Here is a 20,644-nt window from a genome sequence, read left to right on the forward strand (position 1 = left end):
CAGCTTCTGCGGTTTTTATTTTTAGTGATTGGTTAAGACATCTCCGTATTGTTTCAGCTTTTCACCAACCGTACATTTATTGATACAAAATGAATGCGCATAAGTTTTGCCAAATTCTTTGCGAAACTGCTTCTTAATAAAACAGTCCTTGCAATATTCATCGTGCAGTTCTGTCAGTTCTTTAAAGATCATTTTCTTATCCAATATCGTCATCTCCGTTACGGTCTAATTTCGTGTGGCTTTCTACGAATTGATGGGATAGAATTTTTTTACCGAGGCCGTCAGCTTCCTGATTGTCTTTTCGTTGTATTGTTTCGTAGGTTGGAGTAAGCTTCAGCGATTCAAGGAGTGCTTCTATTTTGTCAAGCCATTCATTATGAGATGGATCATAACAAGGCCAGCTGCCGTCAAGCTGATTCAGCACAACAAGCGAGTCCCCTTTGATTGTAATTGAATTTCTGCTTGCCCCAAGCTCTCTTACTTCTCTTATTGCTTCATAAAGCGCTGCGTATTCAGCTTCATTATTGGTTTTCAGCCGGAAGCTTTTATTTTTTCTCAAGCGATGCCGGATTCCTCCCAATGAATAATAGATGACGATCCCGAGACCGGCCAGTTCGCTCTCCTTATCGAAACTGCCGTCAAAATAAACAGTAATGTCATCAGGCTCTTGAGCAAGCTCCTCTGTCAGCTTTTCCAATTCCTTCAGCGTCCAGCTGCCGCCTTTCTCGTCTTCGAACTCTAGCTCTTTCATGTATGGAAAACGGCCAAGTTCTCTGGCGAGCATACGTGCCTGCTGTGCTGTCAGCCAGTCTTCGCTAAAAAATGAGACGGATCCCGTTCCTTTTGCTTCTATTTTCAAATGCGGTCTGAGCTTCATTACAATCACCTTACCATTCATTAGTTGCCGGGCTTATGCTATAATCAAACCAATCTTACCCCGGAAAGGAAGCTTTTTCATCTTGTTTAATAATTCGTTTTGGATCTTTTTTGCGATCATTCATTTTATCATTGTTCTTTTATTTTATAAAGGATTTGGCAAAATGGGACTGTTTGTTTGGATCGGTTTTGCGACAGTCTGCGCCAACCTCCAAGTCGTCAAAACAGTTGAACTGTTTGGCTTAACAGCGACACTCGGAAATGTGATGTATGGCACAATCTTTTTTGCGACAGATGTGCTGAATGAAAAATACGGACCAGCTGAAGCCAGAAAAGCGGTATGGCTCGGATTCTCAACGCTCCTGACGCTGACATTTGTCATGCAGGGTGTGCTGCTTTTCGAACCGGCTTCCAGCGACATATCACAAACAGCGCTGGAAACGATCTTCGGATTCCTTCCGCGAGTTGCGTTAGGAAGTCTGCTTGCCTTTATCTTCAGCCAAACGCTGGATGTTTATGTATATTCGGCAATTAGAAGGATATTTCCTTCTGATCGGCTTTTATGGCTCAGAAACGGCGGCAGTACAGCAGTCAGCCAGCTGTTTGATACATTCATATTCACTGCAGTCGCCTTTCTCGGCATTTATCCGGCAGGCGTGTGGCTTCATATTTTTATTTCTACATATTTGATTAAGTTTGCGGTATCTTTGATTTCATTGCCTTATGCTTATGCAGCCAAAAAAATGATACCTAAAGATGAAAGGAGTTCATAATGCCTACAGAAATATACGTAGACGGCGCAAGCGCTGGTAATCCCGGGCCTTCGGGTATCGGCATTTTTATCAAACATGAGGGAACAGCAGAATCCTTCTCTATTCCAATCGGAGTGCATACAAATCAGGAAGCGGAATTTCTTGCATTAATTGAAGGGATGAAGCTATGTGCAACGCGCGGGTATCAATCGGTTTCCTTTCGAACCGATTCAGATATTGTGGAACGCGCCACTGAGCTTGAAATGGTTAAAAATAAAACGTTTCAACCGTTCGTAGAAGAAATCATCCGATTAAAAGCGGCATTCCCCCTTTTTTTCATCAAATGGATACCGGGCAAGCAAAACCAAAAAGCCGATCTTCTGGCAAAAGAAGCGATTCGGCTGAATGAAAAGAATTAAATCTTGATGATTGGTTCATCCTAATGGGGAGGTGAACTAACATGAAAAAGAAAGATAAAGGCCGGCTGACCGGCGGTGTTACTCCGCAAGGCGACCTGGAAGGCAATACACATAATGACCCTAAAACAGAGCTTGAGGAGAGAGCAAAAAAAAGCAATACAAAACGCTAGAGAAGATCTAAACGATCTCTCTAGCGTTCAGCTTTTCAAGCATACGCTCAATTCCTTTGATTTGGTGGCGGCGAAGCATGTCAGCCGCCTGCTCCATTTGCAAAGTAAATAAAGCGTCTTTCAGTGTGCAGGCCAGCGGCACTGAGCAATGAATTTCCGCAAGCTTCCTCGACATCTCCAAATCGCTTAAACCTTGCTGAATTTTTCCCTGCTGTCCTTTTGGAAGAAGAGAAAGATTTTCCAATAAACGGTCAATCGTTTCGTATTCACGAATCAGTTTGTAGGCTGTTTTTTCTCCAATCCCTTTGACTCCGGGATAGTTATCACTGGAATCTCCCATAAGCGCTTTAATATCAATCAAAGCCTTCGGCATTACGCCTGTTTCTTCATAAAAAGTCTCTTTTGTATAGACTTTATAATTTCCGATTCCTTTTTGAAGCAAAGCAACGCTTACTTTATCCGTTAACAGCTGAAGTAAATCTCTGTCTCCTGTTACGACCGTAATGTCCGCTTCATTCGCAAATAAATCGGCAAGAGTACCGATACAGTCATCCGCTTCATAACCGGCAAAGCCAATATTCATGATTCCAAGCTCTGCGGCTGCTTCCTTTGCCAAATCAAACTGCGGAATCAGCTCCACAGGCGGCGCGCTGCGGTTGGCCTTATAATCTTGGAACAAATCATTTCGGTACGTTTTGCTCCCCATGTCCCAGCAGCAGACGACGTGTGTCGGCTGGAATGTTTCCACAGCTGTAATCAAATGCTTTAAAAAGCCGTTGACGCCGTTCGTCGGCACCCCGCTGTCATTTATCATAAAGTTGCGATGTACGGCCGTGGCAAAAAAAGCCCGGAATAAAAGAGCCATGCCGTCAACCAGCAATAGTTTATTATTATTCATCAAATAACTCCCTTTTCTTTCATTCCTTCTATTTTATCATAAAGCAGCCCAAAAATAAAAAACAGTATCTCTTTAATTAGAGATACTGTTTGGATATTTATCAATCGTTGTGTCTTTTGTTGCTGGCGATCAGCTTTTCAGCTTCGCGTCCTGCGTAAGAGTCAAAATGGGTTTGAAATCCGTTTTTCTTTTTGGCATTGTTATTCGCCTGTGCATTTCTGTTTCCGAGCTTTGTTCTGCCCAACATGAATCCCCCCTTACGTCGGATGCATATAGTATATGCTTCCGGCAGGAGGTTCACTCGCGACAGGATCATCCAGCTTACATGCGGCTTACGTATTCTCTGACCATTTCTTTTGATACAAGCCGTCTTGTCGGGACGATGCCTTTTTTAGCGAGCTGATTCATTTGCTCGGTAATTTCATTAATTGCTTCTGTAGTATAAGGCTCATCGTTTTTGCATTTCGCAACAGCTTCTTCAATCGCCAATTCACGCATATTTTCAAGACGCATAAATGCTTTGATATGCTCGTGCTGTTTTGATGAATGTGCTGAAATTGCTTTATGTACCTCTGACATTAATCGTTCATCTCGCTTTTTTCTATTTAGTCTACCATGACTTGAAATACAAGCCAACTGAATTTTACATTTTTATTGTATTGTCTGAATTTTTCCAGGAGATGCACGCCTGGTACGCTATTTCAATCTCTTTCGCATGTTCCCCTTCCGCATATCCTCTTAAATATGTCTCTTTTTGATCCGTTATTTGCGCGATTGCTTTTTCGCCCATATCTTCCTGTAAGCGTCTGAGGTGAGCTGTGTAATGAGAAATCAGGCTTTCTTCTTCATTTTTTATCCATGCCTCTGTGATTTTCGTAAGTTTCATCCGTACAGCTTCGATAAAGGCCGATTTTCCTTTCTGCTCAAAAAACTGCTTCGGTGATTTGACCTCTTTTAGTTCCTGCTCAAAAGCACGTTCTTCTATTTCCGGTTCAACTTCCTTCAACTGTATGCCGTTCGAATGCTGATCACCCGCATAAACGGAAAAATAACCGTCCTCGTTTAATGTTTTTTGAAAATGATCCAGCCATTCTTCATTGATATGCCGTTCGATGAAACCGCTCATGCGAACATCAAGCGTTTTGATTTCCTGAATATATTCAAATTGATATTCATGTAAGGCTGTTGTCATCGCCTTACTGACGTTCTTTTTCCAATCCCCGTTTTGCAGCCCGGGATGAAATGCCGATTTTAATAAATCATTTGCAAAATATGATAATCGCTGTGTAATGTGATATAGCTGCTCTCTTGTATCTTTTTTTACTTTTTCAATGATGGTTTCTGAGTTCCGCCGTTTCTCGATATCGGCCGCTGTCCGCTCAAATGACAGCATAAGGCGCTGTTTCTGCGCTTCCTTCTCTTCTCGGGACTGATGCCGGGATTGGTGAAGCTGAAAAACGGTTTCGCATAGTTTGTCTGCCTCCGAACTGAGCTGCGCTGCTGACGCTTTTTTTACATCCACTTCGATAAACCGGTCTAAGTGTTTTCTTACTTTTGAGAACTGATTGTAAAATGACTCCGGTTTTCCCACCAGTTCCTCCTTACTTGATACAGTAAAGAGCTGCGGTTCATAAACCCCTTCTTTTACAAGCTCTGCGCTGACATAATCGGTCACTGTTTCGAGTTCTGTTTTATCTTTTGCAAGGTCTGCAGCATTAATAATAAAAAACATTTTATCCATGCTGAGCGATTCTTTCACAAGTCCAAGCTTTCGCAAAAATGAACGGTCTCCTTTTGAAAAAGAGTGCTGATAATAAGTCATATAAAAAAATGCATCAGCATCTTTGATATATTGGAATGCCAGTTCTGTATGCCGTTTATTCATGCTGCTCGCGCCGGGTGTATCAACGATCGTAATCCCTTTTTCAGTGAGCGGGCATGTATAGTAGACCGTTACCTCTTTCACAGCACAGGCCGTTGTTTCCTCTGCTACATACGGCTTTAATTCAGATAGCGGAATCGTTAATTTCTTCTGTTCCTGTATATACTGCTGATACTTCTCATATGCAAGCAGGAAATTGCTGATCAATTTCACGTGTTCTTCCTGCAGCCTGTTTTTTTTGACTGCCTTTTCCCACTTCTCTGTGAAGGAACGGCCTGCCGGTTCCTTTGGTATTCCGGTGAGCTGCAAAATTTCAGCCGTTATGTCATCCTCTGTCTTAAACACTACATCCGCTGTTTTGTTTAAGTTGCCATTGATTGGCATTGTGATCTTGTTAATTGTCGCTGTGGTTGGCGTTGGTGAGGATGGCAGCACTCTTTCGCCGACAAGCGCATTGGCAAATGATGATTTCCCCGAGCTGAAGCCTCCAAAAAGAGCGAGTGTAAATTTCCGTTCCTCAAGCCTTTTCACCCTTTCACGAAACGCTGAAGTTTGCTTTAACAACATGCTGCATTCGCCTAAAAGGTCAGACAAAGTGTAAAAGCGTTTGATTTGGTCTTGAAGCGGCATTTCTTGTTCCATTTTGATTTCTGATTTCGGCATCGGCTGCGCCGTCAGCTGGCTTCGGCCTTGTTTCTGCTCTGGAGCCGCCACTCTTGTTTTCTTCGATTTAAACCATTCTGTGTCTATATGCATTGGGCATGCGGACTCTTCTTCCCAAATGGCCCACAGGCGATCGGTTTTCTCTCGGGCATTATTCTCTAAACGCGCCTGTTCTTGAAGAAAGACAAGTTTTTCTGATTCTTGGACGAGCCGGTCGTTAATCGTTTGCACGTCTTTGGAAACACGCTCTTTCACCATAGCGGAGAGCACCTTTATGATGTCTGCGGCTTCTCTTTTCGCCTCTTTCCGGATGAGCTCTGCCAAATCTTTTGTATATTGCAATACATATTCAGAAGAAAAGGCTGCACCATGCTTGACCGCGCGTTCAATGATGCTTATATCAAGCGGTGTGCGATAGGCCTGAATCAGCTTTTCACTTTCAGCGGTATAGACATCAAATGCCTTGGCGAGTTTATGAAGCGTGTCTATCATATGCCAATCCGCTTCGGCCTCTGTTCGTTTTGCCACATCAGAGAAAAAAGCATTCCGCCTTTTATCTCTTTCCTGTGCAGTTTTCGCTTTAGAAAAGAAAAAGCCGGTTTTAAAGGAAGGCTCTTGTGATTCTAAAAATGCAGCCGCCAATTCACGCATTTCAAAAGGCGTCAGGTTGGCGTTTTTTAAAATACGATTGATTTCTTCCTGCATCCTCTTCTCTGCCTCAGTCGTTTGTTTTTCGGCCTCATCCAATTGATCACGCAGCGATTGGACCAGTCCAGTTTGGATATTAAGCTGTTCAGCGAAACTCGGAGCGCCTGTTTCGTCTTTCTTCAGCATTTCCGTATGTTCCTTTAGCAGATTACGGACTTTTTGAACGGTTAAAGCCTGCATATTGCTTTTTGATTGCTGTTCTATTCTTCTTAACTCTTCTCTCAGGGCCCCCATCTGATTGAACGGGTGGTCCGGTTCTGTTACTGACGTAAAATAGAGCGCTTCCTTTGAAATCCCTTCATTGCAAAGCATCTCCTCTACCTGCGCTTGATAGTCTCCAAATTTCGTCTCCGTCTCATCATGGCGGTCAATTTGATTGACGATAAAATACACATTCGGAATGCTTTCTTTTATTGATCTGAGAAACTTTACATTTTCCTCAGAGTGCACGTGATTATAGTGAACGACGTAAAACAGCGCATCCGCTTGGTGAAGAATAGAAGCAGCCGATAGAAAATGCGCATCATCTGTTGAATCTATCCCTGGAGTATCAATATACGCAACCCCGGAATCGATCTCAGTATATCTGTCAAAAATTTCGACGATTTCAATCTGTTCCCCGTCTTTACAATATTGCTGCACCTTGTCTTTCTGGTAAGGCCCTTCCAGCTCAGCACACGCTCCGTCTGTTGTATGAAGCCGAACTCGCTTTTCCCCGTTTCTGATCACAACAAGGTTAGCGCTTGTCGGAATCGGGCTTGTCGGCAAAATATTCTCCATTAACAGGCAGTTCAGCAGTGACGATTTCCCCGCTGAATAATGCCCGGTAAACGCGATATAAACCTCTTCATCAGCCGCTTTTTTCATGACCGCAGCCAGTTTAGCAGCCCTTTGTTCATCTTGATTCTCAATAAATTGCTTATAAAGTTCCCCGGTTTTATGCAAAAGCTCTTTTCTGTTTTGATCTGTCATAAGTCTGAACCCCTTTGTGCCGTTTCAATTGTGAACCTTTTTCGAAAGATCTGAATTCATTCCCTTTTCATTTTACACAAGAATAAACCAAATTTCTTTAGGAGAATAGAAAAAAGCCGCCATTACGGCAGCTTCTATAAAAGAAAATCTGCAACTTTTACAAGTTCCAGATTCATCAAACAGATTTATTAGAGATTCCTTTTAATACAAAACCAATTAATACACTATATGTACAAACCGCTCCAAGCAAAAACAGCATTGTCATTTGCTTCACCATCCTGATTGAGAATCTTTTTCAAATCCATTTTAACATGGTTGAGAATGATTTTCAATCGCTATTTTACGCTGTATTCCTGTAATGCTTTGTCTTCTGCGCGAATTCTGACGCTTAACAACACGGCATTGAAAATGGAAAACAGACACATGGTGACGTATGCTTGATAAAGCAGCGGAATCAGCAAAATTTCGAGTATAACAACGGCATAGTTTGGATGTTTCATCCATTTATATGGACCTTTTTTTACAAGCTCTACACCTGGAACAACAAGGATTTTCGTATTCCAATATGCCCCTAAGGAACAAAGCGCCCAATACCGTACGATCTGTACGCTTAAAATAACTGCAGCGATACCGAGCCACCAGCTGGACGGCTGTTTATTCATCAGCAGCACCTCGGCAATTAAGGACAGGAAAAAAAGGATATGCATCGTAATGATATACGGATAGTGGCTCTCGCCAAATTCAATTGCTCCTTGCTTCTTTACCTTTTGTTCGTTTTGCCTGGCCACTGCCATTTCTGCTGCTCTTTGAACAATGAGAATGGCGATCAACAACCAAAACATGAGTCAGGCCCCCTTTTCCCAGCTGAATAACAGCAATTCTGATGAGAAACCCGGCCCTAATGCGCCAATCAGTCCTCGTTCAGCTTCCTTTTTATGTCCGTTCTGCAGATGGTCTTTGATCACATACAAGATTGTGGCTGAAGACATATTTCCGTGCTTTTGCAAAATGCTTTGCGCAGATGAAAGCTTTTCTGACGACAGCCCGAGACTTTTGATGTATGCATCGATCACTTTTTTTCCGCCTGGATGCGCCAAAAAAACACTGATATCATGGAATGACAGCTTATGTTTGTCCAAAAAAATCTGTACATTTGTTTTGAGCCATTTTTCCACCAAGGTTGGAATGTCTCGTGAGAAAATGACTTTGAATCCTTGATCGGTAAAGTCCCAGCCCATGACATCTTCTGATTGTTTCATCAAAACAGATTGGGCGTCCATTATCTTCGGCGCAAGTTTCAGCTTTGACATCCTGCGGTCCGCCTTCTCTCCGCATAATAAAGCTGCGGCAATGCCGTCACCAAAAAGCGAGGTGCCGATCAGATTGCTTTTCGTTTTATCTTCCGGCTGGAATGTCAGGCTGCACAGCTCGGCAGCAATGACAAGCACAAAAGCCTCAGGATACGCTTTGCAGTATTCGGTTGCACGCGCAAGTCCGCTGGCTCCTCCTGCACAGCCAAGCCCCCAAATCGGGATCCGCTTCGTATATGGAGAAAACGGAAGTTCATTCATAAGCCGCGCCTCGATACTCGGTGTGGAAAGACCTGTACTGGAGACGAAAAAAACAGCTTCCACTTTCTCATAAGGAATGGCTTCTTGAAAAAATTCCGGATGAGAGAGGCACTCACGAACAGCCGCTCTGCTGTGTTTAAGTGTTTCTTCTATGTATATTTGATTTTTTTCTTCAAAGCTGTGCCCCTCTTTATACCATTCAATCGGCTTAACAAACTGTCTCGAATGGATTTGCCCGTTTTTAAAGGAGGATAACAGCCGGTCAATATCCTTAAAAGAATGCTGAAACATATAGCGGGCGAACTCGGCCGCTTTCTCTTGGTTTACATTATACGCAGGAAGACTTGTTCCAATGGATAAAATAAACGCCATGCGATCACCTCTTTGCATACATTGTGCCGCAACAATCTTTTTTATATGCAAAAAAACTCCGCCGCGGCGGAGTTAGACTGCTGTTTTTTGTTCAGCGAGGTCAGCTTCTTGTTCTGTTTTTTTAGCTTTAGAAAAAACGTTATATACAATATTTAAGACGACTGCAGTAAAGCTGCCCGCCACAATGCCATTCGTTGTAAGCAGCGTTAAGGCACTCGGAAGCTGTTTGAAAATATCCGGCACAACGGTCACACCGAGCCCCAATCCCACTGAGCAAGCAACAATCAGCAGATTTTCCTGTTTCGCAAAATCAATGCGGCTGAGCATTTTAATTCCGTAAGCAATCACCATTCCAAACATCGCCACCATTGCACCGCCCAAAACAGCGGATGGAATAATGGTCGTGAAAGCAGCGATCTTTGGAAACAGCCCAAATGCCATTAGGATCACACCTGTGACCACAATGACGGCATTTTTTTTGATCCCTGTAAGCTGAACAAGCCCGACGTTTTGAGAGAATGCCGTGTAAGGAAAAGCGTTAAAAATACCTCCCAGAAGCACAGCCAGTCCTTCAGCTCGATAGCCTTTAGACAAATCTTTCTCTGTCAAACGGCGGTTTGTCAGGTCACCTAAAGCAAAGTAAACACCAGTTGACTCCACAAGGCTGACAATTGCAACGATGGACATCGTAATGATAGGCGCTGCATGAAAAGACGGCGCGCCGAAGTAAAATGGCTGAATCATTTGAACAACTGCCGCGTCCGAAACATTATCAAATTGAACTTTCCCCATAAAATAAGCGATGAAGGTGCCAATCAAAATACCGATCAAAATCGAGACGGACTTGATAAAGCCTTTTGTAAAACGGTACAGAAGCACAATGATACTCAACACGGTAAAAGCAAGAGCAAGGTTGGAGAGATCTCCGAAATCTGCACTTCCTTCTCCGCCGGCCATGTTATTCATGGCAACCGGCATCAGTGTAATACCGATAATCGTAACAACAGAGCCTGTCACGACCGGCGGAAAAAACGATACGAGCTTTCCAAAGAAAAATGAAATAAGAATGACAAGAATGCCTGAAGCGATAATGCTGCCGTAAACTGTTGAAACCCCATATTCAGATCCAATCGCAATCATTGGCGATACAGCTGTAAAGGTACATCCAAGCACTACCGGAAGCCCGATCCCAAAAAATCGGTTGCTCCACACTTGCAGAAGTGTAGCCACACCGCACATAAAAATATCAATTGATACTAAGTAAGTCAGCTGCTCGACGGTCAGTCCCATTGCTTTTCCGACAATCAGAGGAACGACAATGGCGCCGGCATACATGGCGAGAACATGCTGAATCCCTAAAGACAGCGTTTTGCCGAATCCATTTCTCATGAATGAACCTCCTGTACGAAGGACACTTTTCCTTCTTCTAAAGACTGAATTCTTGCCAAAGATTCCACTCGGTAGCCCAGTTTTACAAGTTCTTCTCTTCCCGGCTGAAATGACTTTTCAATAACAATGCCAATTCCCGCAATAGAAGCTCCCGCTTGCTTCACAATCGACACAAGCCCGTGCGCTGCCTGTCCATTTGCCAAAAAATCATCGATAATCAGCACATGATCCTGTTCCGACAGGTGGGTCCCAGACACTGCGATTTGGCTTTCTGTTTGCTTCGTAAAGGAATAAACAGACGCTGTCAGCAAGTTGTCGGTGAGTGTTAACGATTTATGCTTTCTCGCGAAGACAACTGGCACACCCAGCTTCAAGCCCGTCATTACAGCGGGAGCAATACCTGATGATTCGATTGTCACAATTTTGGTAATACCGTCTTTTGCAAATCTGGACGCAAATTCGTCACCAACTCTCTGCATAAGCAGCGGATCAATTTGGTGATTCAAAAAAGAATCCACTTTCAATACCTGATCAGATAATACGACGCCTTCTTCCTCTATTTTCCGTTTCAGTGCTTCCATCCTGTCTTACCTCCGTTATGAGAATAAAAAAAGCATTGCCCGCTCAAATAAAGAGCAAGCAATGCTGATATCACAAAAAACCGTACACGTGCGGTTCCATTGCTCACCCATAGTCGGACATTTACGGTGCCCGGTAGAAACTTGCGTGCCATATCCACGCGATTATATGAGTGTTCCTATTATATTGTAATAAATTATATCAAGATTCTAATCTCTTGCATAGGCTGAAAATAAAAATTCCCGAACTTTATTTTTGTTTTTTTAGATATCATTCGTATTTCAAGGGTATACGATATAAAAGAGCCTGACGACCGCGCCGCCAGGCTTTTGATTATGACAGATAGAGATTTGAATATTTGTTTGATAAATAATCAATTAAATAGCGAACATTCAGCTCTTCTCCCGTTGCATCTTTAATAATGTCTAACGGCTTTTTCCGTTTTCCGTGAATGTGCACCTTTTCCGTTAGCCATTGCTTTATCGGATGGAACTCTCCTCTTTCCAAGAGAGCGTCAAATTCAGGGAGATCCTCAAGCATTTTTTGTTTCAGCTGAGCCGCATACATGTAGCCGAGCGCATAGGATGGGAAGTAGCCGAAATCTCCTCCTGCCCAATGGACGTCCTGTAAAATCCCCTCTGCGTCGGTCTGCGGTGTAATCCCTAAATAATCTTGGTATTTTTGATTCCAAAGCGACGGCAGATCTTCCACAGACACTTCATTGCTGAAAATTGCTTTTTCAATTTCATAACGGATGATGATATGAAGAGGATACGTCAATTCATCCGCTTCGACCCTGATAAATGAAGGTTTTGATTCATTGATTGCTCGGACAAAATCATCCAGGGAGATGTCCTTGAACTGTTCAGGTGATGCTTCTTGAATCTTCTTATAGTACGGAGTCCAAAAATGCTTGTTGCGGCCGATAAAATTCTCGTAAAATAATGATTGCGATTCATGAATTCCCATTGATGCGCCGTCTGACAAATTCGTGCCGCTGAGTGCTTCATCAATATTTTGCTCGTATATTGCGTGCCCGCACTCATGAATGGTGCCAAAGATCGCCGTCCGGAAATCTTTTTCATCATATCTGGTCGTGACCCGAACGTCTCCTCGGTTCAGCGTAGTTGCAAACGGATGAACGGTTTCATCAAGTCTTCCGCCATCAAAATCGTAGCCAAGCTCCTGTAAAAAATACAGACTGAGCTCTTTTTGCTTTTCTTTCGGGAACGCTTTTGTAATAAAGCTTGTATCTGGTTTATTTCCGGAAGCTGTCACCTGTTTAACAAGAGGGATAATCGCTTCCTTCAGCTCAGCAAACAGCTGATCAAGCACCTTTACCGTAACACCGGGCTCAAACAAATCAAGCAATGCATCATAAGGATGCTCTTGATATCCCCAGTACGTAATAAAACGTTTATTGAATTCAATCAGCTGTTCTAAATAAGGAGAAAACAAGCTGAAATCAGATTTTGCCTTCGCTTCCTCCCACGCTGTTTCTGCCTTTGAACACAGAATCACGTATTCTTTGTATTCAGCCTCAGGAATTTTCTTATTCTCTTCATACTCTTTTTTCGCCAGTTCCACTGCTTTTTTCGTATCTTCCGACAGGTCATCAAATCGTTCATACAGGACATCGATAAGCTCCTTCATTCGATCTGATGTTTGGATATTGAATATATCTGTTGAAAGCTGGCCGATACTTTCGGCACGGTCCTCTGAGCCGTTTTTCGGCGCACCTGTTCTGGAGTCCCAATGCATTAACGCAACTGCTTCGCTGTAATGTGAGATTCTTTTTAAAAGATCAAAAAATTCTTTTTCATATGTATGTATCTCCATATCCATTCCCTCCCTATTCTAGCCGTTCCATTACAGGCTAATGGAAGGGGGTATGAAAGTCAAATTGTTTGTATAAAAGGCTGCCGGTATGTTTAGCGGCAGCCTTTTTATTCAGTTGATCGTCATTTGATTTTTTGGCGGAGGTGTTCTCCGCTTTTTCTGCTTGATTTTTTTATCCACCCACACTGTTGCCAGCGGGGTTAAGAGCGAGGTGACAATAACGCTTGTCGCGATGATTGCGGTTGCCGATTCAGCAACTGGCGCAAATGAGGCATTCGCTTCAGCTAATGCGTATGGCACGGCTACAGCAGCCCCCGCCGTAGAAGAAGCCGCCACACCCGCGACACCGTCTCCCCGCGCAATAAAACGATCAAGCAAAAACAAAGAACTGCCCGATAAAATGACGACAGAAACTCCGATAAAAATGCCGAGCAGCCCTGATTGGATCAGCATTCCAAAATTCAAAGTATTGCCGAGCGAAAAGGCGAAAAATGGAATGATCGCCGGCACAACCTTGCTGAATAAGTCTCTGAGATCATGATCCAGATTTCCAAGTATACATCCGAGCAAAAACGGGATGACTGTCGCTGCCAGCGTTTCCCATGGGAATGCGGCAAGTCCCGTCACACCAAACGTCACCATGGTCATAAAAGGACCTGATTCTGTACTGATAAAGGCGAAAGCGCCCGCATCCTCTTTTCTTCCCATATGGTTCATAAGCGCTAAATACAGTCCGCCGTTCGTTTCATTCATTACGGCGACAATTGCTAAAACAGAAAGGCCTGCAAAAAAGCCGGATTGTATGCCTTCGTCAGGTATAAATTGCGCTGCGATCACGCCGAGCAGCGCCGCAAATCCGACCTTCCCCAATAATAACGTGATTCCTTTTCTTGCGATATAGCCTGAAGAACGAAAATCAATCGTTGCTCCTACGCAAAAGATAAAAACACCCAATATCGGCAGCGTTCCGGTAATCAAAGCACCCGTAAACCCTCCAAAGAACTCCGCTGTTCCAGGCGCAAACGTGTTGAGCGCCGCTCCAAGAAATAGCGGAATAATCATCATTCCGCCAGGTATCCGTTCAATTGTCGCCTTGATTTTCATATTGTGGATTCTCCCATCCTCCGGTTATGAAAAAACAATTCCACTTACACTTGGAAAACAGCCTGCAAATCCTCTTTTGAACAACTGCCCAGCTGGCTGCCGACTCCGACGGCGCCAGCTCCGGCTCTAAGCCAATCCGGCACTTCAGACGGATGTATCCCGCCTGTCGGAATAAAGGTCACCTGCGGGAAAGGACCCGCTAAATTTTTCATAAACGGAATGCCAAACACACCGCTTGGGAACAGCTTTAATGTCGTAAAACCGCATGTCAGCGCTTCCATAATCTCGCTTGGAGTCAAGACGCCGGGGATATAATGTGCCTTTACAAAAGATAGATGTTCAGCAAGGTCAGCTGAAAAACCTGGACTGACAATAAACTGCGCGCCAGCCTCAGCAGCTTCCCCTGCTTGCTGCGCGGTGATGACCGTGCCCGCGCCAATTAAAATATCTTCCCTATTACGGAAGGATTCGATAATTTCTGATGCCCCGGGGGTCGTATACGTCACTTCAACTGCACGAATCCCTTTATCTAATAAACTCTCAATCTGCTGACAGGCCTCCTGCTTATCCTTTGAACGAATGACTGCAATCAGCTTTGCTTCTTTCAGACGGTTTTCAACGACTTTGGACTCCATATTAATAATCCCCTTTCTTTTGGTGAACCGTTCTTTGAGCAGATAAAAAAGAAGCTAATTTCTCCCTGGTCGGCAAACCGTCCATATCCCCCGGTGTCTGCACTTGCAAAGCGCCAATCGCATTTCCCCTTTGCACCGCATCCTTGTACGACAAACCGTCTAGGATACCGCTGATTACACCGACTGCAAATCCGTCTCCGGCGCCGACCGTATCAACCACCCGGTCGACCCGGCAGCCTTCTAGAAATCCTTCACTTGTCCCCGTTTTAAAGTAAGCGCCTTCTTTTCCAAGTTTAATAGCAACAAAGCTGGCACCTTTTTTCAAATAATAGTCGGCAATGCCTTCAGGTGTTTTTTCTCCGGTCAAAAGCTCTCCCTCTGCGATACCCGGGAAAAACCAGTCTGCAAGCCAAGCCAGATCATTGATTGTGTGTACCATTGTTGCTTGATCAGGCCAAAGCGAAGGTCTTACATTAGGGTCGAATGAAATGGTCTTCCCTGCGTTTCTCATGTCGTTCATGACATGATACGTGAAGTCTTTCATCTCGGCTGATAAAGCAGGCGGAATGCCTGTCACATGCAAATGGCCTGCGCATTGAAAATAATCTCTCGGATATTCAGCTGAAGTTAATGTGCTTGCAGCTGAGTTTTTCCTATAGTAGGTAACTTGCGGGTCACCTTCTTTCACTTTTGACTTCAGCAGCAGCCCGGTGGGATTATCGTCCTGCGAGCGGATCACGCGGGACACATCCACTCCCTCTTTTTTAAGCTCTTGTAAAATAAACGTTCCGAGCTGATCATTGCCGACCTTGCTCATCCATCCCATTCGGAAACCGAGTCTGGCAAGGCCGCAGGCCACATTGCTTTCTGCTCCGGCAAGCCCTTTAGAAAAAGTCGATACTTCATGAAGGCCTCCATACTCATTTGCATAAAACATGGCCATTGATTCCCCGAATGTCACCGCATCAAGCTTCATCTCTTCCCAACCTCCTCTTAGTTGAGGGCACCTAGGATTAAAGTGACTTTCTCATGATGACTTTTGCCTCTAATTCAATGGTTTGAGGCGCTCCTTTGTCACCTTCAATCCTTTTTAATACACGTTCCATCGCCGTCCTGCCCATATCATGTGACGGCTGGGCGATCGTTGTAATGCCTGGACCGATCAGTTTATACCATTCCGTATCATCAAATCCTGCAATCCCTATATCTTGAGGGATGCGCAGGCCAAGCTCTTCCATACAGCTGATGATTTTCAGCATAATCAAGCCATTCAAAGCCAGAATCGCTTTTTTTTGCTCCGGCATTTCCTTGTGAAAAGAACGAAGCGCCGCCTTAAGCTGCTCCTTGTCCTTTACGTCAATTTCATGCAATCTGACAAGCCCGTTCACATTTTGAACGGAAGCCATTTCCTGATACACAGCTGCTCTTTCTGCACGAGGGCTGATAGAGGAAATCGGTTCGGTAAACAGCGCGACATCAGTATACCCTTTGCTGTAAACCTTCTGAAGAATCTCTTTTGTGATCCATCTGTTGTCAGTCGTTACGGTATCCAGTTTCAGATCCGGCAGTTTCCGGTCAATTAAGATCGTTGGAATTTGCTGTTCAGCAAAAGCGCGCAGTACATCCTTGTTTTCCCCTGTTGCATTTAAAATCAGGCCCTCAACCGAATGGGCTTCTAGCTTTAAGAGCATTTCCCGCTCTTTTTCAGGACTATTATCTGTGTTGCACACCATAATGCTGTATCCATATTGATCACAAACCTCCTCGACTCCCCTGAAAGCAGCGACCGAAAAAGGATTTGTAATGTCAGCCACAACAAATCCGATTAACTTGCTTTTTTTTATTTTCAAACCTTGTGCCATTTTACTCGGCCGATAATTCAATTCTGCGATTGCCTTTTTAATGTTTTTCACTTTTTCAGGAGAAATCGCATCAATTTTTCCGTTAATATAGCGGGAAACTGTCGATTTCGAAACTCCTGCACATTCAGCTACATCTTTGATGGTTGTATGGCCTGTTGTTTTCTTTTTCATTCAAGTGCTCCTGTATCTCTTATATTTGAAACCGATTTCAAAACCGTTACAACAAAAGAATACCATAATTTTAAAATTTGGAAAGAGTTTTTTTAATAATGTGTCAATTCATTATTTTTTCGTTGACTCTTTTCCCTATATATCCTAAAATTTTCTTTGAAACCGTTACCAAAACATTTTCATTCAAGTGATGCTGAAATCCTAACCGAGGGGGAAATATAATGGAAAATCGTTATTCTGTACATCCTGAACAAGTAAAACGCTTTACAACAGAGGAGCTTCGCCGTCATTTCTTAATGGATCCTTTATTTACAGAAAACAAACTTACGATGTATTACTCACATGAAGACCGGGTTGTCATCGGCGGAGCGGCTCCAGGGCAAAGTGAACTGAAGCTTGATGCAGATGATTTTCTAAAAACAGACTTCTTTTTGGAACGGCGTGAAATCGGGATTATTAATGTCGGTCAGCCTGGCGCTGTCAGGGTTGGCGAAGATGAATATGTGCTTCAAACAAAGGATTTTCTCTATATTGGAATGGGTAATCAGGATGTAGCATTTTCAAGCCTGAACGGGGAAAAAGCGAAGTTTTACTTCGTCTCCGCTTGCGCTCACAAAAGCTATCCGACGCAAAAAGCCGCCCTAGCTGAACTGACACCGGACCGCCTTGGTGATGATGCAGCGTCTAATGTCAGAAGTCTGTACAAAGTCATTCATCAGGATGGCATTAAAAGCTGTCAGCTGATGATGGGAATAACGATGTTAGATCAAAACAACAACTGGAATACCATGCCGGCACACGTTCATGACCGTCGGATGGAGGCTTATCTTTATCTGGATCTTGAAAAGGACTCAAAGGTATTTCATTTCATGGGCCAGCCGGACGAAACACGCCATCTTGTTGTTGGAAATGAGCAGGCTGTCCTTTCTCCCGCCTGGTCTATTCATTCTGGCGCAGGAACATCAAACTATAGCTTTGTGTGGGCGATGGCTGGAGAAAATTACACATTTACGGACATGGATCTCGTTCCGATGGATGGGCTGAAATAAGATGGGTTATCTACATGATGCCTTTTCATTAGAAGGAAAAACAGCGCTGGTGACAGGCCCGGGAACAGGGATCGGTCAAGGAATTGCCAAATCCCTAGCCGGGGCTGGCGCTGATATTATCGGCACATCACATAGAAGCAGCCTGTCTGAAACACAGCAGCTTGTGGAACAGGAAGGCCGGACATTTACATCTTTTACATTGGATATGAGCAAGCCGGAAGTTATAAAGGATTCTGCAGCTGAGCTGTTTGAAAACAGGCAGATCGACATCCTTGTCAATAATGCTGGAATCATTCATCGGGAAAAAGCGGAAGACTTTTCAGAAGAGAACTGGCAGCACGTACTGAATGTCAATCTAAACAGCTTGTTTATTCTGACACAGCTGGCAGGCAGGCACATGCTGAAAAGAGGTTATGGAAAGATCATTAATATCGCCTCTCTCCTGTCTTTTCAAGGCGGGATACTCGTTCCCGCTTACACCGCTAGCAAACACGCTGTTGCCGGTTTGACAAAATCATTTGCAAATGAGTGGGCAGCGTCAGGTATTCAGGTCAACGCAATCGCCCCAGGCTATATTTCTACTGCGAATACAAAGCCTATTCGGGATGACGAAAAGCGAAATGAGGACATTTTAAAGAGAATTCCTGCCGGCCGCTGGGGCCAAGCGGATGATATCGGGGGGACTGCAGTCTTTTTGGCATCACGTGCTTCAGATTATGTAAATGGACATATTTTAGCAGTTGATGGCGGCTGGCTATCCCGCTGACAAATAAAAAAAGCTGACGAACGATCGTCAGCTTTTTTCCATTACATCATGTGCGGTTCAACAGGCAAGACCTTTTTGACCTCATCAATGATGCGTTCATTTTCTCCGCCAGCGTAAATGTGAATCGAGCCGCTGTCTTGATTCGAGCGAATCAGGCGCCCGATGCCCTGCCGTACACGTAACAACATATATGGCAGATCAACTTCTTCGAACGGATCTTTTTTCGCTCCGTTGCGCTTCGCTGTAAATACAGGATCGTGTGGCGGGAACGGTAATGACCAAATGGTAACATTCTTCAATGCGTCACCGGGAATGTCGAGTCCTTCCCATAAGTGAACTGAACAAAGTACTGTTTCTTCTTCCTCTTGGAATTTCTCTACTAAGCTGCTGATTTCCTCATCACCTTCGAAGAAAATTGGATACGGCAGCTCCCATGCCGCCGACAGCTCTTTAAACTCGTTTAATTCTTCAAAAGAAGGGAAAAGCACCAGCGTTCTTCCTTTGTATCGTTTGATTGTTTCAATCGTTTCAGCCGTTTTTTGTTCAGCGGCCATATCTGTTTTTGCGTATAAATTAATACTCATTTGCTCGTCATAATCATAAGGGGAATCAACAGTTAATGACAAATAATCATGAATCCCAAGACTGTCGGCAATATAATCAAACGAACCGCCTTCTGACAGCGTAGCAGAAGAGAAGATATAAGGAATTTTCTTAGAAAACACTTTTTCGCCAAGTACTTCTGCTACCGTTCTCGGCATCACGACAAAAGTTGATTCTGCTTCCTTTTTCTCCAGCCAGCTGATTGCATCCTTTTGATATAGAGATAATGAATACGCCATTTGTTCAACATATTCTTCCACTACTGACAGCTCGTATTGATCAATCGTATACATTTCAGACTCAAATACAAGTGCCTCACCGATTTTATCAAGTAAACGGCAAAGCTCGTCCGCCGCCTTTTTGACACGCTGGTCATTTTTTATTTCTAAACGGTGTGAACCGGCTACTTCCTTTGATTCTTCAGAAAGAACATAGAAAAATTCGTCGTTTGCGAGAAGCGCATCTTCAATCAATTCTGCAAACTCTTCTCTGATGTCATTTTGCAGCAATCGTTCTAAAAACAATTCAAGAGTAGACTGCTTCACTCTATAGGTTAGCGCTTTTTGCGCAGCAAACTCTAACAAGTGCCCCTCATCAAATACAACTGCACTATGATCAGGCAAGAGCGGCAGCTGGCCCTCTCGTTTGCGTGATTCTTCCGTCCACACATGCTCCATATAAAAATCATGGGAACAAATGATTAAGTCCGTTGACTTGCGGTAGTAATCTCTGGAAAGTGTCAGACCGCATCTGTGTCTCATATCACAAGTCAGACAGTCCTGAAACGAGTCGTAGCTTACGTCAGACCACTCTTCATTCGATAGATTTGCGTACTGCTTACGGTCGCCATACGGATAAAAGCGCTGCATCGCCTGTGACTCGTGGACAAATGACGGTAACGACTCATAAAGATCCAGCCATTTATCATCATCAGAACGCTGCATTGTTTTTTCAAGCTTCTTCAAGCATAAATATTGCTCATGTGATTTTGACAGCCTTGTATCAATTTTCAGATCAAGATGCTCAGCCAGCTTAGAAATATCGCCCTCTTTTTTCACCAGCTGTTCAATTAATGTTTCATCTGCACAAGCGATGATGGCGGGTTTGCCGACATACCTTGCATAGCTGATTGCAAAAAGAAGATAAACCAGCGTTTTCCCCGTTCCCACTCCAGCTTCGGCGAACATGACTTTTTTCTCTTTAAACGCCCGCTCCAGCTGAAAAGCCATAAATACTTGCTCGTCCCGAAGATCAAACCCTTTTTCGGGAAGGATATCGTAAAACACGTCACCAATCCAATTGTTCAATTCTTCATAAAAATTCTTTGTTTTCGTTAAAGAAAAAGGCAAACGTGATGTTGTCAC

The 20,644-nt window shown here is 43.8% G+C and carries 22 protein-coding genes and 1 riboswitch; of the genes, 5 read left to right on the forward strand and 17 right to left on the reverse strand.

What is annotated here, in order from left to right:
* Positions 1-21: 21 nt before the first annotated feature.
* Both NYE20_RS12130 and NYE20_RS12135 read right to left on the reverse strand, forming a co-directional pair.
* Positions 22-204 carry a zinc-finger domain-containing protein gene (locus tag NYE20_RS12130; protein ID WP_004399003.1) on the reverse strand — a complete coding sequence of 61 codons (183 nt, stop codon included), beginning with the start codon at positions 202-204 and terminating at the stop codon, positions 22-24.
* Complete coding sequence (locus NYE20_RS12135; RefSeq protein WP_103804213.1) at positions 197-877, reverse strand: ribonuclease H family protein; 681 nt, start codon at positions 875-877, stop codon at positions 197-199. Before NYE20_RS12135 ends, NYE20_RS12130 begins: the two co-directional genes overlap by 8 nt.
* Positions 878-959: 82 nt before the next feature.
* Here NYE20_RS12135 and NYE20_RS12140 point away from each other — a divergent pair, with 82 nt between their 5' ends.
* From NYE20_RS12140 to sspL, 3 genes are read left to right on the forward strand one after another with little or no spacing between them, the layout of a single operon-like run.
* A complete protein-coding gene (locus NYE20_RS12140) occupies positions 960-1,649 on the forward strand; it encodes a queuosine precursor transporter (protein WP_014477139.1) in 690 nt (229 codons plus the stop codon).
* Positions 1,649-2,047, forward strand: coding sequence for a reverse transcriptase-like protein (locus NYE20_RS12145; RefSeq protein ID WP_015251853.1), 399 nt, complete (start codon positions 1,649-1,651; stop codon positions 2,045-2,047). Before NYE20_RS12140 ends, NYE20_RS12145 begins: the two co-directional genes overlap by 1 nt.
* Positions 2,048-2,088: 41 nt before the next feature.
* Entirely contained in the window at positions 2,089-2,217 is a 129-nt protein-coding gene (gene sspL / locus NYE20_RS12150) for a small, acid-soluble spore protein L (protein ID WP_003218255.1), read from the forward strand.
* Between the two features lie 7 nt (positions 2,218-2,224).
* Here the strand turns inward: sspL and exnP are convergent, their stop codons facing one another.
* From exnP to kdgR, 14 genes are all read right to left on the reverse strand, one after another.
* A complete protein-coding gene (exnP, locus tag NYE20_RS12155) occupies positions 2,225-3,115 on the reverse strand; it encodes a 5'-3' exonuclease ExnP (RefSeq protein WP_003230763.1) in 891 nt (296 codons plus the stop codon).
* Positions 3,116-3,215: 100 nt separating this feature from the next.
* Positions 3,216-3,362, reverse strand: coding sequence for a hypothetical protein (locus NYE20_RS12160; protein WP_003230761.1), 147 nt, complete (start codon positions 3,360-3,362; stop codon positions 3,216-3,218).
* 74 nt (positions 3,363-3,436) lie between these two features.
* Positions 3,437-3,694, reverse strand: a complete 258-nt coding sequence (locus NYE20_RS12165) for a YpbS family protein (protein ID WP_021481513.1) — start codon at positions 3,692-3,694, stop codon at positions 3,437-3,439.
* 64 nt (positions 3,695-3,758) lie between these two features.
* Positions 3,759-7,340 carry a dynamin GTPase gene (dynA, locus tag NYE20_RS12170; RefSeq protein ID WP_339183085.1) on the reverse strand — a complete coding sequence of 1,194 codons (3,582 nt, stop codon included), beginning with the start codon at positions 7,338-7,340 and terminating at the stop codon, positions 3,759-3,761.
* A 175-nt stretch (positions 7,341-7,515) separates the two neighbouring features.
* Entirely contained in the window at positions 7,516-7,605 is a 90-nt protein-coding gene (gene fbpC, locus NYE20_RS12175) for a Fur-regulated basic protein FbpC (RefSeq protein ID WP_100069434.1), read from the reverse strand.
* A gap of 70 nt (positions 7,606-7,675) precedes the next feature.
* Positions 7,676-8,182: an alkylpyrone methyltransferase gene (gene bpsB / locus NYE20_RS12180; RefSeq protein ID WP_004398552.1), complete on the reverse strand. Its 507-nt coding sequence runs from the start codon at positions 8,180-8,182 to the stop codon at positions 7,676-7,678.
* A gap of 3 nt (positions 8,183-8,185) precedes the next feature.
* On the reverse strand, positions 8,186-9,283 hold the full coding sequence (bpsA, locus tag NYE20_RS12185; protein ID WP_250607806.1) for a type III polyketide synthase BpsA: 1,098 nt from the start codon (positions 9,281-9,283) through the stop codon (positions 8,186-8,188).
* A gap of 72 nt (positions 9,284-9,355) precedes the next feature.
* The gene (gene pbuX / locus NYE20_RS12190) at positions 9,356-10,672 is read right to left on the reverse strand and encodes a xanthine permease PbuX (RefSeq protein ID WP_029726797.1); all 1,317 of its coding nucleotides are present in this window, start codon (positions 10,670-10,672) and stop codon (positions 9,356-9,358) included.
* Positions 10,669-11,253, reverse strand: a complete 585-nt coding sequence (gene xpt / locus NYE20_RS12195) for a xanthine phosphoribosyltransferase (protein ID WP_032726019.1) — start codon at positions 11,251-11,253, stop codon at positions 10,669-10,671. The genes pbuX and xpt overlap by 4 nt, the downstream gene beginning before the upstream one ends.
* Before the next feature lie 90 nt (positions 11,254-11,343).
* Positions 11,344-11,443: riboswitch (purine riboswitch) on the reverse strand.
* Positions 11,444-11,584: 141 nt separating this feature from the next.
* Positions 11,585-13,090, reverse strand: a complete 1,506-nt coding sequence (gene ypwA, locus NYE20_RS12200) for a carboxypeptidase M32 (protein WP_212082219.1) — start codon at positions 13,088-13,090, stop codon at positions 11,585-11,587.
* 111 nt (positions 13,091-13,201) lie between these two features.
* Positions 13,202-14,194: a 2-keto-3-deoxygluconate transporter gene (kdgT, locus tag NYE20_RS12205; protein ID WP_327840281.1), complete on the reverse strand. Its 993-nt coding sequence runs from the start codon at positions 14,192-14,194 to the stop codon at positions 13,202-13,204.
* 44 nt (positions 14,195-14,238) lie between these two features.
* Entirely contained in the window at positions 14,239-14,829 is a 591-nt protein-coding gene (gene eda, locus NYE20_RS12210; protein WP_212082222.1) for a bifunctional 4-hydroxy-2-oxoglutarate aldolase/2-dehydro-3-deoxy-phosphogluconate aldolase, read from the reverse strand.
* Position 14,830: 1 nt separating this feature from the next.
* Positions 14,831-15,805 carry a sugar kinase gene (gene kdgK / locus NYE20_RS12215; RefSeq protein ID WP_212082224.1) on the reverse strand — a complete coding sequence of 325 codons (975 nt, stop codon included), beginning with the start codon at positions 15,803-15,805 and terminating at the stop codon, positions 14,831-14,833.
* 37 nt (positions 15,806-15,842) lie between these two features.
* Positions 15,843-16,862 (reverse strand): pectin utilization transcriptional regulator KdgR, encoded by a 1,020-nt coding sequence (kdgR, locus tag NYE20_RS12220; RefSeq protein WP_015383935.1) that lies wholly within the window; start codon positions 16,860-16,862, stop codon positions 15,843-15,845.
* A gap of 221 nt (positions 16,863-17,083) precedes the next feature.
* Here kdgR and kduI point away from each other — a divergent pair, with 221 nt between their 5' ends.
* Both kduI and kduD read left to right on the forward strand, forming a co-directional pair.
* Complete coding sequence (gene kduI, locus NYE20_RS12225) at positions 17,084-17,911, forward strand: 5-dehydro-4-deoxy-D-glucuronate isomerase (protein WP_212082227.1); 828 nt, start codon at positions 17,084-17,086, stop codon at positions 17,909-17,911.
* Between the two features lies 1 nt (position 17,912).
* Positions 17,913-18,677, forward strand: a complete 765-nt coding sequence (kduD, locus tag NYE20_RS12230) for a 2-dehydro-3-deoxy-D-gluconate 5-dehydrogenase KduD (protein WP_339183094.1) — start codon at positions 17,913-17,915, stop codon at positions 18,675-18,677.
* A gap of 41 nt (positions 18,678-18,718) precedes the next feature.
* On the opposite strand, the gene NYE20_RS12235 is transcribed toward kduD, so the two are convergent.
* Positions 18,719-20,644 carry an ATP-dependent DNA helicase gene (locus NYE20_RS12235; protein WP_014477152.1) on the reverse strand — a complete coding sequence of 642 codons (1,926 nt, stop codon included), beginning with the start codon at positions 20,642-20,644 and terminating at the stop codon, positions 18,719-18,721.

The sequence above is a fragment of the Bacillus sp. FSL R5-0416 genome, from assembly GCF_037975425.1.
GTDB classification, from domain to species: Bacteria; Bacillota; Bacilli; order Bacillales; family Bacillaceae; genus Bacillus; species Bacillus subtilis.

Excerpts from the sequence above, each read along its gene's own strand:
- NYE20_RS12135 (WP_103804213.1), bottom strand. The coding sequence starts at position 877 with ATGAAGCTCAGACCGCATTTGAAAATAGAAGCAAAAGGAACGGGATCC.
- NYE20_RS12145 (WP_015251853.1), top strand. The coding sequence starts at position 1,649 with ATGCCTACAGAAATATACGTAGACGGCGCAAGCGCTGGTAATCCCGGG.
- sspL (WP_003218255.1), top strand. The coding sequence starts at position 2,089 with ATGAAAAAGAAAGATAAAGGCCGGCTGACCGGCGGTGTTACTCCGCAA.
- exnP (WP_003230763.1), bottom strand. The coding sequence starts at position 3,115 with ATGAATAATAATAAACTATTGCTGGTTGACGGCATGGCTCTTTTATTC.
- NYE20_RS12160 (WP_003230761.1), bottom strand. The coding sequence starts at position 3,362 with ATGTTGGGCAGAACAAAGCTCGGAAACAGAAATGCACAGGCGAATAAC.
- NYE20_RS12165 (WP_021481513.1), bottom strand. The coding sequence starts at position 3,694 with ATGTCAGAGGTACATAAAGCAATTTCAGCACATTCATCAAAACAGCAC.
- dynA (WP_339183085.1), bottom strand. The coding sequence starts at position 7,340 with ATGACAGATCAAAACAGAAAAGAGCTTTTGCATAAAACCGGGGAACTT.
- fbpC (WP_100069434.1), bottom strand. The coding sequence starts at position 7,605 with ATGACAATGCTGTTTTTGCTTGGAGCGGTTTGTACATATAGTGTATTA.
- bpsB (WP_004398552.1), bottom strand. The coding sequence starts at position 8,182 with ATGTTTTGGTTGTTGATCGCCATTCTCATTGTTCAAAGAGCAGCAGAA.
- bpsA (WP_250607806.1), bottom strand. The coding sequence starts at position 9,283 with ATGGCGTTTATTTTATCCATTGGAACAAGTCTTCCTGCGTATAATGTA.
- pbuX (WP_029726797.1), bottom strand. The coding sequence starts at position 10,672 with ATGAGAAATGGATTCGGCAAAACGCTGTCTTTAGGGATTCAGCATGTT.
- xpt (WP_032726019.1), bottom strand. The coding sequence starts at position 11,253 with ATGGAAGCACTGAAACGGAAAATAGAGGAAGAAGGCGTCGTATTATCT.
- ypwA (WP_212082219.1), bottom strand. The coding sequence starts at position 13,090 with ATGGAGATACATACATATGAAAAAGAATTTTTTGATCTTTTAAAAAGA.
- kdgT (WP_327840281.1), bottom strand. The coding sequence starts at position 14,194 with ATGAAAATCAAGGCGACAATTGAACGGATACCTGGCGGAATGATGATT.
- eda (WP_212082222.1), bottom strand. The coding sequence starts at position 14,829 with ATGGAGTCCAAAGTCGTTGAAAACCGTCTGAAAGAAGCAAAGCTGATT.
- kdgK (WP_212082224.1), bottom strand. The coding sequence starts at position 15,805 with ATGAAGCTTGATGCGGTGACATTCGGGGAATCAATGGCCATGTTTTAT.
- kdgR (WP_015383935.1), bottom strand. The coding sequence starts at position 16,862 with ATGAAAAAGAAAACAACAGGCCATACAACCATCAAAGATGTAGCTGAA.
- kduI (WP_212082227.1), top strand. The coding sequence starts at position 17,084 with ATGGAAAATCGTTATTCTGTACATCCTGAACAAGTAAAACGCTTTACA.
- kduD (WP_339183094.1), top strand. The coding sequence starts at position 17,913 with ATGGGTTATCTACATGATGCCTTTTCATTAGAAGGAAAAACAGCGCTG.